The sequence below is a fragment of the Halorhabdus salina genome, from assembly GCF_013839425.1.
In the GTDB taxonomy this organism is placed as follows: Archaea; Halobacteriota; Halobacteria; order Halobacteriales; family Haloarculaceae; genus Halorhabdus; species Halorhabdus salina.
On sequence record NZ_JACDNP010000002.1, the window covers coordinates 312,646 to 326,163 of the forward strand.

Sequence of the window (13,518 nt, forward strand, 5' to 3'; positions counted from 1 at the left end):
GTCGATGCCGACGAGCGACGTCCCACGGAATCGCCTCCTCGCCGTCCTCTCGCTGTCGGTCGTCCCCTGGACGGGGCTGCTCACCGGTGGGTACGTCACGCTGGTTATGCCGTGGGGACTGCACGATCCGTTCGGCCCCCACATCACACTCCTGCCGGACTATCTCGCAGCCACCGGAAGCGGTCCGCCACCCTTCCTGTTCGCCTGGCCGCTCGGTGTCGGGATCTACGGGCTGACACTGGTGAGCGCGCTCGGCGAGACGTTCGACCGTGGAGATCCGCGGGTCACGGGCGGGTTACTCGTGCTGGTCGGCGTGACCCAATTGACGGTTGCCTGGGGGTTCCTGCGCCGTGGTGAGTACGCGCTCGTCGCTCCACTGGGGACCCTCGCCGCCTGGACGCTCGCGTGGTGGTTCTACTGGCCGGACTTGCGATCGATCGCCCGCTTCGAGCGCCACCGGGACTGACACACCGTCACGTGCCGTTCGGCGCCGGCACGTTTTTCGGCGACCCGCCCGTCCAATCGCACATGGATGGCACGCTCGATCACGTCATGATGCGCGTCGAGGACTTGGAGGAATCGCTTGCGTGGTACAAGTCCCACCTCGGCTACGAGGAGATCGGTCGCTGGGAGGCCGAGACGTTCACGAACGTCCACCTTGCCCCCTCGGGCGTTCACGAGGACGGGGCAACGCTGGAACTGACCTACAACCACGACGGTCGCTCCTACACGATGGGCGACGCCTGGGGCCACATCGCTGTTCGCGTCGAGGACGTCGAGGAGGCCTACTACGAACTCATGGACGAGGGCGTCGAAGACTACCGCCGACCCGAGGATAATCCCGGCTACGCCTTCGTGAAAGACCCCGACGGCCACGAGATCGAGATCGTCGAGCGCGACCACGGTGCCCGCTGGAGTATCGATCACACGATGCTCCGCGTCGAGGACGCAAACGACGCGATCGGCTGGTACACGCGCGCCCTCGAGTACGACCTCACCCACCGGAGCGAGCACGACTCCTTTGCGCTGTACTTCCTGAAGCCAGCGGACGCCCCGGAAGCGGCGATGTCAGTCGAGTTGACCTACAACTACGACGGTCGCTCCTACGAGATGGGTGACGCCTGGGGTCACCTGGCGGCCCGCATCGAGGAAGGCACCCTCAAAGACGCCTGGGAGACGCTCATGACCCGCGAGGCAGAGGACTACCGCGATCCGGAGTCCTGTGACTACAACTACGCGTTCACGAAGGACGCTGACGGGCACGAAATAGAGATTGTCGAGCGATAGCGAGACGCGAACGGAGTGAGCGTCTCGAAGAGTGCGAGCGGGGAGGAACGACCCGCGAGCAGCGAGACGCGAGGTCGAGTGATCGAAGCGAACGACCCGAGCGGAAAAGATGGATGGAACGGAAAGGGACAAGACTGGGCGTGACGAACGGCTCGTATGAGCGAGAGCGGGCGAACAGCCCCAGAGATCGTAGTCGTCGATTACGGACTGGGTAACCTCCGGAGCGTCACCCGCGGCTTGGAGCGGGCCGACGCCGTAGTGACGATTTCGGACGACCCCGCGGCGATCAAGGCCGCCGACGGAATCGTGCTGCCGGGCGTGGGCGCGTTCAGCGAGGGCATGGAGAACGCCGGCCCGTTCCGGGACGTCCTCATCGAGGCTGCCGAAGCCGGGACGCCACTGCTCGGGATCTGTCTCGGGATGCAGATGCTGTTGACTACCAGCGAGGAAGCCGACCACGCCGGAGAGGGCGACGCCGAAGGACTGGACCTGATCCCCGGGACGAACGTCCGGTTTTCGAGCGATCGGAAAGTCCCCCACATGGGCTGGAACGAACTCCGTATCGAGCGCGACCACCCCGTATTCGACGGGGTCGACGGCAAATACGCATACTTCGTCCACTCCTACTACGCCGATCCGAACGACGAGAGGGCCGTCGTCGCCAATACCGAGTACGGCGAACGCTTCGCCAGCGTCGTCGCAAACGAGGCAGGCAACGTGATCGGCACGCAGTTCCACCCGGAAAAGTCGGGCGAGACGGGACTGACGATTCTGCGGAACTTCGTCTCGTACGTGGCTGACGAAGCGTCGACAGCCGACTAGAGCGACGTCACGACGAGGGTCGCCGCCCAGGCCAACATGCCGATCCCGAGAGCGATACCGAGCCACCCGACGAGCGTCAGCATGCGTGGCGAAAGCTGTTCGGGATCGATCCGTTCGGGATTGTTGACGACGAGGCCGCCAAACAGTGTCAATATGGCACCGACACCGACCTCCAAGACGATCGTCACTGTCGGTTGCTCACCGAAGAGTTGCTGTGAGACGCCCAAAGACAGGTTCCCGAGTCCGAGCATGAGTACACCCAGTCCGTAGCGAAAGCGGTCGTTCATACCTACGTACTCGCCAGGCACGCAATTAAACACAGGGCCTTCTGACCGGACTGCGGGAGGATTTATCCCCCTGGCCGCCGCGCTGACGCACATGAAACGAACGATCGAAACCGACGATGCACCGGCCGCCGTCGGTGCCTACAGCCAGGGAACCGCAACCGACGAGCTGGTGTTCACCGCCGGCCAGATCCCCTTGACGCCCGACGGCGATCTCCTCGATGCCGCCGCCATCGATGTCCAGACCCAGCAGGCACTCGAAAACGTCCAAGCCGTCCTCGTCGAAGCCGGCGCGAGCCTGGCCGACGTCCTCAAAGTCACCGTGTACATGACTGACGTCGAGCAATTCGACGCGATGAACGCCGCCTATGAGGGATTCTTCGATGTCGAACCGCCGGCCCGGAGCGCCGTCGAGGTCGCGGCGTTGCCCAAAGGCGTCGACGTCGAAATCGAAGCCATAGCGACGACCGGCGATGGTGACTGACTGGCGGGGTGCGGCGATCTGGGGAGTGGTCGGTGGCCTCTCGTATCTGGTGTTGCTCCAGGGGTACGAACTCGCGAGTTCGATCGCCGTCGATCCGCTGGTGAAGTTCGGGACGGCGCTAGCGGTCATGATCGGGGCCGCCGTGTTGAGTGCGGTCGTCGGTCCGCGGCTGGAAGAGAACGTAAACGCTTAACCACACCCTCACTGTAAACCAATTGCGAGCCAGGATGGCCGAACGGTAAGGCGCACGCCTGGAAAGCGTGTTCCCCTTCGGGATTCTGGGTTCAAATCCCAGTCCTGGCGTGGGCGGCCGACCAACGGAAGGCCGCCACATTCTCGAACGGCGAACAGAGTGAGCCGTGAGAGTCGCGAGCAAACCGCGAGCGACGAATACGGAATTGACTGGATTTGAAGCCCTGGAAGTCGCAGCCCCGCGAGCGAAGCGAGCAGGACGGTATGCGAGCGAACCAGTAACGTCGAACCCGGGAACAACCAAGCCAGTGGATCGTGAGAGCGCCGACTCTGACGCCAAGTCGCGGAACGTGATTGATGCTCTGTCGTGTAGATAGGTATAAAAAGGAGCGGGGATCGAGAGAGTGTGTCAGTTGCTCGAAAGTGGCACAATCGGCTGTTTTCCGGGGATTTTCGCCGGCGTTGACGGTGAATGGACTCCCGGAACAGCAAAGTCTAACAGTCAGGGGTGTGAACAGTGGCAGTGATGCCCACTGTAGAGTACCTCAACTACGAAGTACTGGACGACCAAGGATGGGACATGGACGACGACGACCTCTTCGAAAAGGCCGACGCGGCCGGTCTCGATGACCAGGATTACGGGACGGTCGACGTCGCCGAAGGCGAGTACATCCTCGAGGCCGCCGAGGCCCAGGGCTACGACTGGCCGTTCTCCTGTCGAGCCGGCGCCTGTGCCAACTGTGCCTCCATCGTCAAGGAAGGCGACATCGACATGGACATGCAGCAGATCCTGAGCGACGAAGAGGTCGAAGACAAAGGCGTCCGCCTGACCTGCGTCGGCACGCCGGCTGCCGACGAAGTCAAGATCGTCTACAACGCAAAGCACCTCGATTACCTGCAGAACCGCGTCATCTAACGCGGCCTCACTCTTTCGTGGTTGAGATCGTCGGCCAGTAACAAGTAAAACCAGAGCCGGGGCGCGCCGATCGCCAGGGTCGTCCACAAGGGCTAACTCCCGGCCCCGAGAGAAGCGAGTGTGAACGCGACGCTGCCGGACCTGCTCAGGCTCATCGTCGTGCCCGTCCTCGGCTGGGCTGCCTGGCGAGACGTGCGAACGCGGCGAGTGCCAAATCGAACCTGGCTTCCGCTTGCCACACTCGGGGTCGTCCTCCTGGCATGGGACGGGTGGCTGGTCTGGACAGGACGGACGATCGGATTCACGGATCCTGGTCTGTTCGTGCTTCGGGTGGCGATCAGCGTCGGCCTCCTCGTTCCGTTCGCGTACGGGTTCTGGTGGTTCGGTGGGTTCGGCGGTGCCGACGCCAAGGCGTTGATCGTGCTGGCGATCCTCTTTCCGACGTATCCGACCTACCTGTTCGATGGGTTCGTCCTGCCGGCGCTCAAGCCGACCCTTGGCGTCTTCGCGCTGACGATCCTCTCGAACGCCGTGCTCGTCGGCCTGGCATACCCGCTTGCCCTCGCCGGCCGGAACGCCCTCGGCAGACAGTTTGGGAAAGCGATGTTCATCGGGCGGCCGATCCCGGCCGAGCGAGCGATCGAGGAGTACGGACGACTGCTTGAGACGCCTGCGGGGTTCACCCGTCGTGGTCTCGATCTCGACGCCCTGCGGATGTACCTGCGCTGGCGCGGGCGTTCACTCTCAGACATCCGGGCCGATCCGGAGACGTATCGCGATCCCGAGTCGATCCCCGAGGACACGAACGCGCCCGGGGACGGTTCGATTCCGGTGGACGAAGATCGCCAGCCACTCCCAGACGGCGGGGCGGTCGACGATCCCTGGGGAGCCGAGGCGTTTCTTGGGGACATCGACAGCACGGCCTACGGCACGTCGCCCGAGGAACTGCGCGAGGGCCTGGACGTGCTCGCCTCGGCCGAGACCGTCTGGATCACGCCGGGCATCCCGTTTCTGGTCCCGATGTTCGGCGGCCTACTCGTCAGCCTGACGGCTGGGGATATCCTCGTCTGGGGGCTCTCGCTGGTCGGCCTGGGCGCGGTGTGAGCAGGCGATCGACACGCCAAAGTCGCGACAAAAGGCCTATGCGGGGACACCTCCGACTGACAACACATGACCGACGCCGACGTCGATCTTGCCTTCGACAACCAGGAGTATCTCCCGGCGGTCGCCCAGGCTGCCGAGACGGGCGACGTCCTCATGCTCGCATACGTGACCCGTGAGGCCCTCGAACGGACGCGCGAAACGGGGCTGGCTCACTACTACTCGCGAAGTCGAAACGAACTCTGGCAGAAGGGCGAGTCAAGCGGCCACGTCCAGCACGTCGAGGAGATCCGCGTCGACTGTGACGGCGACTCCCTGCTGTATCTGATCGATCAGGAGGGTGGGGCCTGTCACACCGGCTATAACTCCTGTTTCCACCGGACGATCGACGGGGAAGTCGTCGGCGAGCAAGTTTTCGACCCGGAGGCCGTCTACGAGTGAATCCATGAGCGAGCACGCAGGCGTCTCGACGGGGGACGACGTTCAGGCCGACGCCGAGGCGCTGGTCGCCGACCTCGAACGGGCTGCGACGGCCTTCGAGGAAGCCCGCAAGCGAGTCGAGGACGCCGGGCCAGACCGCCTCGAACGACTCAGTGAGTACTACGACGAGATCACGACACTCTTGGATCGCTACGAGGAGCAAGCGACCAGCGACGGCGAGACGGATGTCGACATGGCGGCGTTCATCGAGTTTCAGGAGAAAGTCGGCCGGTTCATGGATCGATTGCCCGAAGACATCGATCACTACGACGCCTTCGACGCGGTCGACGACCAGATGCACCAGAAGTGGGTCAAACAGTCGGATTTCGAGGCAGCGCGAGACGCACTCGAGCCCATCGCCGATCTCGTCGAACGCTTAGACGAACGCCAGCGGACGCTCGAACGGTTTCGCGAGGCGCGCCACGATGTCGCCGCCCGCGAGCGCGAAGTATCCCAGCAAATCGACGACCTGGAATCGTTGCTGGCACTGGGCGACGCCGACCTAGATGCCCCAGTCGAGAAACTCCGGGAGCCGATCGAGCAGTACAATCGGTCAGTTACCGAGGCCTTCGAGACATTCAAACGCGAGCGATCAGCCCGTGACGTACTGGCGTTCGTCGAGACGACGGCGACCTATCCGCTGGTCGAGTACAGACAGCCACCGGAGGATCTCGCCACGTACGTCGCCGACAGCGAGGCCGGAACGGAGACGGTTTCGACGCTGCTGGAATACGCCGAGTACTCCACCTCGAAACTGCAGCATTACGTGCCCGATGCCCGCGAGCTCAAACGCAACGTCGCCACCCATCAGACGTACCTGCGCCGGCTCGACGCCGAGCCGCTGACGGTGAGTTGGCCGCCGCCGAACCCGGACACGCTGTGGTGGCGCTGTCGGGAAGTGATCCCTGTTGTCGACCAGATTGCGCCCGACGGGACCGTGACCAAGCTCCGGGCAGTCCGGGAGCTGCCCCAGAGTATCGACTACGAGCGCCTTCGCGAAAGCGTCCGCGCCAGAGACCAACTCGACGACAGTGAGCGCAAGCGGCTCGAAAGCGGCGCTGTCGAAGCAGAATTGCGCACGTTAGAACCCGCCAGAACGACCCTCTCCGAGGCCCTCGAGGAATACCCGGAACGGTAGGAACGACGGGGCGAGGTTCGGCCCGATTCCGATGGCTATTACCCCGCCGGTCGTGGATTCGTGAACATGCCAAATCAGGATCTCATCGACGCGCTCAGGGCGGCAAACGCCGTGCAGTACGGAGAGTTCGAACTCTCGCATGGCGGCACCAGCGACTACTACGTCGATAAGTACGTCTTCGAGACCAACCCTGATTGCCTCCGGTTGATCGCCGAGGCCTTTGCCGACCGGCTGGACGGAACGAAACTCGCCGGCGTGGCCCTCGGCGCGGTCCCGCTGGTCGCCGTGACGAGTGCCGAAACCGACATCCCCTACGTCATCGTCCGCAAACAGCGAAAGGAGTACGGAACGGGGAACCTGATCGAAGGCGACCTGAAAGCGAGTGAGGAAGTTGTCGTCCTCGAAGACATCGCCACGACCGGCCAGAGTGCCGTCGACGCCGTCGAGGCGTTGGGCGAGGCGGGGGCCGTCGTCGATCGTGTGCTGGTCGTCGTCGATCGACAGGAGGGCGCAGCCGAGAATCTCGCCGAGATCGACGTCGAACTGGAGTCGCTGGTGACTGCCGATGAACTACTGGCCGATCGAGCCGGCGAGTGAGCGCGGCAGCTGTTCCCACGAAATTGTATATATCGACGTTAGCCGCATCCGAAATATTCACGTCCATGACGTGACAGCGGATGTGTGTGAAACGAGACGAGAAAGCAGCCCTCCAGTTGCAGGCTGTCTCGATCCTCCGGCGGCTAAAAGCAACCCGTACCTACGACGAGCTCGCAGAGGAGACTGGCCTGTCAGCAGGCGATCTCAACCGCTACGTCAACGGCCACGTCCTCCCGGGCGTCGAGCGCGCCCGCCGCATCGTCGGCGACGTAGGACCGGCCGCTCTCGCCGGGGAAATCGAAGCGCGGATCGACCGGGACGACGACGGATACGTCGACAATACCGCGGTTGTCTTCGATCAATCACTGTTGGATCTGGTGGCCGGCGTCGCCGTCGAATCCCAGGACCTCACCGCGCCCGACGCTGTCCTAACCGCGGCCACCGACGGAATTACGTTCGCCAGCGCGATGGCCCGACAGTTCGACGTCCCCGCCGTCTACGCCAAGAAGTCCCGTGAGACGGCCGTTCCCGAGTTCGTCGAGGCCCGCCAGCGTGTCACGCCGGGAATCGAGATCACCTACTCGCTGCCCGCTGATGCTCTTGAGCCCGGCGACGACGTGATCGTCGTCGACGACTTCGTCCGCTCAGGCAACACCCAGCAACTGTTGCTCGAACTCGCCAAAAAAGCCGGCGTCACCATCACGGTCGTGTTCACACTCATCGCCGTCGGCGACGACGGAGTCGAGTCGGTCCGAAACCGGGTCGACGCCCCCGTCGTCACATTCACCTCACTCCCCGAGTGATATCCACGATCTCGCATACTCCCGAGAGAGATAAATAAACGATTAAGTCCCTCTGTGCAAGTTGGTCGATCATGGTGGGTACATGGCGCTAACCGATACGCTTGCGGATTACTTCGAGTTCGACGCGCATGACACGGATTTCAGTACCGAGGTCCTCGCCGGAACGACGACGTTCCTGGCGATGGCCTACATCGTCGTGGTCAACCCGACGATCATCGGGCCGGCGATTCTGACCGATCCGCCGGCTGGCTGGGGCGAACCAGAGGTGCTCCAGGCACTGTCGGTCGTGACGATCCTCGCGTCGGTCGTCGCGATCGGGGTCATGGCCTTCTACGCGAAGCGGCCGTTCGGACTGGCACCCGGCATGGGACTCAACGCTTTTTTCGCATTCACCGTCGTGCTCGGGCTCGGCGTCCCCTGGCAGGTCGCCCTGGCTGCGGTGTTCGTCGAGGGGATCGTCTTCATCGCACTCACTGCTATCGGGGCACGCAAGTACGTGATCAAACTCTTCCCCGAACCAGTCAAACGCGCAGTCGGAGCCGGGATCGGTATCTTCTTGCTCTTCCTCGGCCTCCAAGAGATGGGCATCGTCGTGGCCGATCAGGCGACGTTAGCGACGCTTGGGAACTTCATTGACGACCCGGTGGCCGTCCTTGCGGTGGCGGGGCTTGCACTGACCCTGTTCCTGTACGCCAGGGGGACGAGTGGCTCGATCATCATCGGCATCGTGTCGACGGCAGTGGTCGGCTGGCTCCTGACACTGTTCGCCTCGGGCGGAGAGGAAACGTTCGCGCCACCGGGATACGCCGAGTTGCAGAGTCAGGGAGTCGTCGACTATCTGCTCGACACGCAGTACAACTTCCTCCCGCTGGTCGAGGGCTTCGTTTCGGGACTTGGACAGATCACCGAGGACCCGGCTGTCTTCCTGCTCGTCGTGTTCACGTTCTTCGTCGTCGACTTTTTCGACACTGCCGGCACACTGATCGGCGTCTCCGGCATCGCCGGATTCCTCGACGAAGACGGCAACCTGCCCGAGATGGACAAGCCACTCATGGCGGACGCAATTGGCACCACCGTGGGCTCGATGATGGGAACCTCGACAGTGACGACCTACATCGAATCCTCGACGGGGATCGAAGAGGGAGGTCGTACTGGGTTCACCGCGCTCGTCGTTGGCATCCTGTTCCTCGTCTCGCTTTTGGTCGTCCCACTGATCTCGCTGATCCCACAATACGCGACGTATATCGCACTGGTCGTCGTCGGGATCATTATGCTCCAAGGCGTGGCTGACATCGACTGGAATGACCCAGCCTGGGCGATCTCGAGTGGCCTTACGATCACCGTGATGCCGTTGACCACCTCGATCGCCAACGGGCTCGCAGCCGGGATCATCAGCTACCCGTTGATCAAGACCGCGACCGATGAGCGCGAAGACGTCAAGCTTGGCCAGTGGTTGCTGGCATTGCTCTTGGTCGTCTACTACGGGTTCTTCTTCCTGGTCGACGGCGAGTACGTCGCGTTCTGAGCGACACCTCGTATCGCTACCCCCTGTTGTGACACCGCGAGCGAGTTGGTGATTGAGACAACCGCCGGCCTCTTTTTCATCCAGCCCCAACTGCGTTCGATGGCAGATCTCGAACTGTACGAACTGGACGGCTGTCCGTACTGTGCGAAAGTCACGACGAAACTCGACGAACTCGGCCTCGAGTACGAGTCACACATGGTCCCCGCGAGCAAGAGCGCACGCGAGGAAGTCAAGGCAGTCAGCGGCCAGACGGGCGTGCCCGTCCTGGTCGACACCGACAACGGCATCGAAGGCATGCCAGAGAGCGACGACATCGTCGAGTACCTCGAAGAGACGTACGGTAACGGCACCTGACTGTTCCCGTTTCGCCCACGTTTTTCCGGTACTAACTACTTAAGTACACTCTGCTGAGGGAAGGGGGAGAATCAGTAGCTCACCCGATCTATCAAGTTCAAAGCGGATCCCGGCACAGGCTGGTCGGTTGTCTGAATGAAAAAAGTCAGAGAATTCGTTGTGCGAGATACTAGTTTCATTACCACGGGCCAGGGAAACAGCGATTACATATGCGCTACTATCAGCGAAATCGATATCGATCTCGGTTCCTGATTTAACAGTACCGTCTCTTGCACCAACGTCGTGTGATTGATTGTACAGAATGTTTTCAGAGCCAGATGCAGTGGTTTCCCTCACAACAACAGAAAACGTGGCTTTCGAGCTAGTATCATTCACAAGCTCAATCTTCGACACTTCAACCCAATTCTCCGCTTCGAACTCGATACAGCCACTAGCCAAAATCATCATCGGAACTGCGATAAATTCTCTTCTCAATTGAGTGATTTTTGTCATTATTCGATATATTGTAGTCAGTATTATATGTTTTTCTAATATCACTGCTGATGCAAGGCTATTTGGTGGTTTACTATCAGTACTGTGGTGCCCAAGAGGAGGATTCGAAAGTCAGTGCGCGGCCGCGTACGCACTGGAACGCGTCAGCAGGACGACCCCCGCAATGACCAGCACCAGCCCGGCAACGGCGGTCGCGTCAAGAGATTCCCCGAAGTACGCGACGCCCACGGTTGCGGTCCCGACGATGCCGACGGCCGCCCAGATTGCGTATACCTGCCCGATCGGGAGCGTCTGGAGTGCGACCGAGAGAAAGTAAAAGGAAGCGGCGTACCCGGCGACGACCACGGCGGCCGGCAGAGCATGTGTGAACCCGTCCGAGAGCTTCAGGGCAGTCGTTCCGAGTATCTCCGAGACGATCGCGACGGCGAGTGCGAAATACGGTCGCATAGTCGCTGGACCACAGGCGGAGAACAAGTCAGTTTCCCAATCAGCTGGCGTTTCCAAGTCGTTCGTCGCTCCCTACGATTCGGCTTAGAGATACTCGAAGTCCTGTCCGCTCGTCTCGAAACCAACACGATCGTGGGCCCAGTCGAAGGGGACTTCGTCGCGTTTGTCGTCCAAGAAATCCACGATCGTCTCGCCGACGTCGCCACCGTAGAGGTTCGGCCCGGTTGCGATCTCCTCGCGGACGGCGTCAGTCTCGGCGACGTACTCGATCATCTCGGTGACGTACTCGCCGTCGATCGGCGGGACCAGCAGGTTGGTCTGGGCGTCAAAGACCGTCTCCGGCCGGTCGGTGTTGAACCGTGCGGTCAGACAGGCTGCCTCGTCGATATAGTTGAGTTCTTCCTGCATGCTGCCCGAATCGGTGAACTCGGCGAAACACTGCCCGGAGGTGAGAAACTCATAGACGTGGGCGTGTTTCTTCCAGAGGCCGGTAAAGAGGAAGTTCTCGCGTTCCTCGTCGAGTTCGAGCAGTTTCTCCCGGTAGCCATACTCTTCTAAGGCCTGCTCGGTCGCGGTCAGTTCGATAAAGTTGACGTTGTACCCGGCCTCGACCAGGCCGATAACTCCCTCGACGATCGCCTCGAATCGGTCGGGCAGGAGGTTCGCCCGGCGGTGGATGTCCACGCGGATCCACTCATCGCGTTCCTCCAGGACGGGATAGATGTCGAAAATGCTCTCCTCCAGATCGGCGTCGCGTTTCATCTCGATGGCGTCGACGACACTGTTGCCGACGACCGGGATGCGTTCCTCGCCGCCGACTTCAGCCGGATACCCTTCGTTTTCGAGATGCTCGCGGTTGAGTTCGACCGGAGCAAACTGATAGATCGACGCCGCCGAGCCGACGAAGGTGTCGTACTGTTCGGGGAACGGTTCGGCGCGGTTGATCGACCACTCGCCGTTCCACTGGCGTTCGACGAACGCGGCAGGGTCGTCGTGATCCCCGTAGTCAGGGGACATCCCCCGGAGGCCGGCTTCGTTGTGCGCGACGGCCTGATTGGTGGCAAAGAACCACGCCTGGGGGACGATCCCCGCGGCGTGGGTGTCACCGTGGACGATCGGCAGGACCGTCGTCTCGGGCCATTCCTCGGCCAGACGATCGGTCAGCGTGTCGATTCGTCGGTGGACCTGGGCGGTCTTCTCAGAGAGGCCGCCCCGGATCCCGAGGTCGACCGCGACCCGGTCCTCGATCCCGTACTCGGCGAGGCCGTGGCCCAGGACGTCGTCGTAGTGCTGGCCGGTATGGAGGACAAAACAGGGGAGGCCGTGCTCGCGTGCAGCCGTGACGACGGGTGCCTGTTTGTAGAAATCGGGTTTGGTGGCTGTCACGACGGCGAGGACGAACTCGCCTGCGTCCATCTGCCGGGCGAGACGGTCGTCGTAGACCGTCATCTCTGTTGTCATAGCACGTTCTCGGAGAACCAGCGAGTAGTGCGTTCCGGTTTCTGCCGATACGTCGGCGCGACGGTCAAGCCGGTTCTTCGCCGCGCTCACGGATCAAATCCCGGAGTTCGTCGGCGTCCTCGATGTCTTCTAGCTCGGCCTCCTCGAGGAGAGCCGTCCCGTCGACCGAGTCTCGGGTTGCCCGACCGACGACGTACACCGCCCGAGTCTCGGTCACGCGACCGACCGAGGACATGATCCGGGCGCGTTTTTCGGCCGTTTCGGTGAGTTCCGAATGGCCCGTCAGCACCCGGTCGCGCCGATTATCGTTCTCGCTGACAGTCTTGAACGGCGCTCGCGTGGTCGGGTGAACGTCGAACCCGACTCGGGTCAGGACCGTCATGACGAGTTCGTCATCGGTTTCGACCTCGGGTTCGTCGGGCATCGGTTCCGTATCGCGGACGTCCTCGGCCCCCTCAAGTACGGTTACCGGCGAAGTCAGTGGCTCGTCGAAGAGATCTTCGAGATCGGCTGCCACTTCGACCGAGGCGTCCATGCCGTCTTCGTACTTCGAGACAGTCCGTCGGGAGACACCGAGTTCGTTGGCGAGTTTCCCGAGGCTCATCTCTTCGTCTCGGCGCGCGTCTGCCAGCACGTCACTGTCGATATTGACGTAGAGGCCGCCGGGGGCGGCATAAATCAGCGGCGGGACTTCCTCGACGAACAGGTCCATCGCTGTATCCGGACTCAACACTGGCACGCCGTGTCGGAAGTACACCACGCCGGGCTTGAGTTCCTCATCGCGCGTCCGGAGCCCGATCACCATCGGCGTCGCCTCCAGGTACTCCCCGAGGCGTCGCATCTCAGCACCCGTCTGGGCGTCGAAGGCGTCGATGTTCCCCAGGATCTTCACCAGAACGGTGTCCTTCCCACGGCGGGCCGCGATGTCGAAACTCTTCGGTCGGATCGCACACCGGTCGCTGACGAGGAAGCCCGCATCCTCGAGCATGGCCGTGACGTTACTGACCAGTGCCGATCGTGACATAGGTATCGCTACCTAAAGGTATGGAGATCGTTCTATAAATGCGTTGTGCCGTCCGATATGCCGCCTTCTGTCGATTCGGCCAGTCCCGACGAACTGTTGGTTCAGATATGT

The 13,518-nt window shown here is 62.0% G+C and carries 18 protein-coding genes and 1 tRNA gene; 14 read left to right on the top strand and 5 right to left on the bottom strand.

Features of this window, described 5'->3' with window-relative positions; all coding sequences use genetic code 11:
- Positions 1-4: 4 nt before the first annotated feature.
- From HZR20_RS04230 to hisH, 3 genes are all read left to right on the top strand, one after another.
- Positions 5-466, top strand: a complete 462-nt coding sequence (locus tag HZR20_RS04230) for a TIGR04206 family protein (RefSeq protein WP_181685341.1) — start codon at positions 5-7, stop codon at positions 464-466.
- A 62-nt stretch (positions 467-528) separates the two neighbouring features.
- Complete coding sequence (locus tag HZR20_RS04235; RefSeq protein WP_181685342.1) at positions 529-1,287, top strand: VOC family protein; 759 nt, start codon at positions 529-531, stop codon at positions 1,285-1,287.
- A gap of 156 nt (positions 1,288-1,443) precedes the next feature.
- Complete coding sequence (gene hisH / locus HZR20_RS04240) at positions 1,444-2,109, top strand: imidazole glycerol phosphate synthase subunit HisH (RefSeq protein WP_181685343.1); 666 nt, start codon at positions 1,444-1,446, stop codon at positions 2,107-2,109.
- Here the strand turns inward: hisH and HZR20_RS04245 are convergent.
- Positions 2,106-2,396: a hypothetical protein gene (locus tag HZR20_RS04245; protein ID WP_181685344.1), complete on the bottom strand. Its 291-nt coding sequence runs from the start codon at positions 2,394-2,396 to the stop codon at positions 2,106-2,108. The genes hisH and HZR20_RS04245 overlap by 4 nt on opposite strands.
- Positions 2,397-2,487: 91 nt before the next feature.
- Between HZR20_RS04245 and HZR20_RS04250 the strand changes: the two genes are divergently transcribed.
- The 11 genes from HZR20_RS04250 to HZR20_RS04300 all read left to right on the top strand — a co-directional run bounded on the left by HZR20_RS04250 (position 2,488) and on the right by HZR20_RS04300 (position 9,983).
- On the top strand, positions 2,488-2,877 hold the full coding sequence (locus HZR20_RS04250; protein ID WP_181685345.1) for a Rid family detoxifying hydrolase: 390 nt from the start codon (positions 2,488-2,490) through the stop codon (positions 2,875-2,877).
- Complete coding sequence (locus tag HZR20_RS04255; protein WP_258560337.1) at positions 2,870-3,070, top strand: hypothetical protein; 201 nt, start codon at positions 2,870-2,872, stop codon at positions 3,068-3,070. Before HZR20_RS04250 ends, HZR20_RS04255 begins: the two co-directional genes overlap by 8 nt.
- Positions 3,071-3,098: 28 nt before the next feature.
- Positions 3,099-3,180 (top strand) — tRNA-Ser (locus HZR20_RS04260).
- 415 nt (positions 3,181-3,595) lie between these two features.
- A complete protein-coding gene (fer, locus tag HZR20_RS04265) occupies positions 3,596-3,985 on the top strand; it encodes a ferredoxin Fer (protein ID WP_181685347.1) in 390 nt (129 codons plus the stop codon).
- Between the two features lie 120 nt (positions 3,986-4,105).
- Complete coding sequence (locus tag HZR20_RS04270) at positions 4,106-5,089, top strand: A24 family peptidase (RefSeq protein ID WP_181685348.1); 984 nt, start codon at positions 4,106-4,108, stop codon at positions 5,087-5,089.
- A 66-nt stretch (positions 5,090-5,155) separates the two neighbouring features.
- Positions 5,156-5,527 carry a phosphoribosyl-AMP cyclohydrolase gene (gene hisI, locus HZR20_RS04275; protein ID WP_181685349.1) on the top strand — a complete coding sequence of 124 codons (372 nt, stop codon included), beginning with the start codon at positions 5,156-5,158 and terminating at the stop codon, positions 5,525-5,527.
- Positions 5,528-5,531: 4 nt separating this feature from the next.
- Positions 5,532-6,704, top strand: a complete 1,173-nt coding sequence (locus HZR20_RS04280) for a DUF7118 family protein (RefSeq protein WP_181685350.1) — start codon at positions 5,532-5,534, stop codon at positions 6,702-6,704.
- Between the two features lie 66 nt (positions 6,705-6,770).
- A complete protein-coding gene (gene pyrE / locus HZR20_RS04285) occupies positions 6,771-7,301 on the top strand; it encodes an orotate phosphoribosyltransferase (protein WP_181685351.1) in 531 nt (176 codons plus the stop codon).
- 86 nt (positions 7,302-7,387) lie between these two features.
- On the top strand, positions 7,388-8,104 hold the full coding sequence (locus HZR20_RS04290; RefSeq protein ID WP_181685352.1) for a phosphoribosyltransferase family protein: 717 nt from the start codon (positions 7,388-7,390) through the stop codon (positions 8,102-8,104).
- 82 nt (positions 8,105-8,186) lie between these two features.
- Positions 8,187-9,629: an NCS2 family permease gene (locus tag HZR20_RS04295; RefSeq protein WP_181685353.1), complete on the top strand. Its 1,443-nt coding sequence runs from the start codon at positions 8,187-8,189 to the stop codon at positions 9,627-9,629.
- Between the two features lie 99 nt (positions 9,630-9,728).
- Positions 9,729-9,983 carry a glutathione S-transferase N-terminal domain-containing protein gene (locus HZR20_RS04300; RefSeq protein WP_181685411.1) on the top strand — a complete coding sequence of 85 codons (255 nt, stop codon included), beginning with the start codon at positions 9,729-9,731 and terminating at the stop codon, positions 9,981-9,983.
- 39 nt (positions 9,984-10,022) lie between these two features.
- On the opposite strand, the gene HZR20_RS04305 is transcribed toward HZR20_RS04300, so the two are convergent.
- The 4 genes from HZR20_RS04305 to HZR20_RS04320 all read right to left on the bottom strand — a co-directional run bounded on the left by HZR20_RS04305 (position 10,023) and on the right by HZR20_RS04320 (position 13,407).
- Positions 10,023-10,475 (bottom strand): hypothetical protein, encoded by a 453-nt coding sequence (locus HZR20_RS04305; protein WP_181685354.1) that lies wholly within the window; start codon positions 10,473-10,475, stop codon positions 10,023-10,025.
- Between the two features lie 111 nt (positions 10,476-10,586).
- Positions 10,587-10,922, bottom strand: a complete 336-nt coding sequence (locus HZR20_RS04310) for a DMT family transporter (RefSeq protein ID WP_181685355.1) — start codon at positions 10,920-10,922, stop codon at positions 10,587-10,589.
- An 84-nt stretch (positions 10,923-11,006) separates the two neighbouring features.
- Complete coding sequence (locus HZR20_RS04315; RefSeq protein ID WP_181685356.1) at positions 11,007-12,383, bottom strand: UDP-N-acetyl glucosamine 2-epimerase; 1,377 nt, start codon at positions 12,381-12,383, stop codon at positions 11,007-11,009.
- A 64-nt stretch (positions 12,384-12,447) separates the two neighbouring features.
- Positions 12,448-13,407 carry a transcriptional regulator gene (locus HZR20_RS04320; protein WP_181685357.1) on the bottom strand — a complete coding sequence of 320 codons (960 nt, stop codon included), beginning with the start codon at positions 13,405-13,407 and terminating at the stop codon, positions 12,448-12,450.
- Positions 13,408-13,518 lie beyond the last annotated feature (111 nt).

Bases quoted from the DNA above. Each gene is read 5' to 3' on its own strand.
- HZR20_RS04235 (WP_181685342.1), top strand. From the start codon at position 529: ATGGATGGCACGCTCGATCACGTCATGATGCGCGTCGAGGACTTGGAG.
- HZR20_RS04300 (WP_181685411.1), top strand. From the start codon at position 9,729: ATGGCAGATCTCGAACTGTACGAACTGGACGGCTGTCCGTACTGTGCG.
- HZR20_RS04280 (WP_181685350.1), top strand. From the start codon at position 5,532: ATGAGCGAGCACGCAGGCGTCTCGACGGGGGACGACGTTCAGGCCGAC.
- HZR20_RS04305 (WP_181685354.1), bottom strand. From the start codon at position 10,475: ATGACAAAAATCACTCAATTGAGAAGAGAATTTATCGCAGTTCCGATG.
- HZR20_RS04295 (WP_181685353.1), top strand. From the start codon at position 8,187: ATGGCGCTAACCGATACGCTTGCGGATTACTTCGAGTTCGACGCGCAT.
- HZR20_RS04230 (WP_181685341.1), top strand. From the start codon at position 5: ATGCCGACGAGCGACGTCCCACGGAATCGCCTCCTCGCCGTCCTCTCG.
- hisI (WP_181685349.1), top strand. From the start codon at position 5,156: ATGACCGACGCCGACGTCGATCTTGCCTTCGACAACCAGGAGTATCTC.
- pyrE (WP_181685351.1), top strand. From the start codon at position 6,771: ATGCCAAATCAGGATCTCATCGACGCGCTCAGGGCGGCAAACGCCGTG.
- HZR20_RS04250 (WP_181685345.1), top strand. From the start codon at position 2,488: ATGAAACGAACGATCGAAACCGACGATGCACCGGCCGCCGTCGGTGCC.
- HZR20_RS04310 (WP_181685355.1), bottom strand. From the start codon at position 10,922: ATGCGACCGTATTTCGCACTCGCCGTCGCGATCGTCTCGGAGATACTC.
- hisH (WP_181685343.1), top strand. From the start codon at position 1,444: ATGAGCGAGAGCGGGCGAACAGCCCCAGAGATCGTAGTCGTCGATTAC.
- fer (WP_181685347.1), top strand. From the start codon at position 3,596: ATGCCCACTGTAGAGTACCTCAACTACGAAGTACTGGACGACCAAGGA.
- HZR20_RS04315 (WP_181685356.1), bottom strand. From the start codon at position 12,383: ATGACAACAGAGATGACGGTCTACGACGACCGTCTCGCCCGGCAGATG.
- HZR20_RS04320 (WP_181685357.1), bottom strand. From the start codon at position 13,407: ATGTCACGATCGGCACTGGTCAGTAACGTCACGGCCATGCTCGAGGAT.
- HZR20_RS04245 (WP_181685344.1), bottom strand. From the start codon at position 2,396: ATGAACGACCGCTTTCGCTACGGACTGGGTGTACTCATGCTCGGACTC.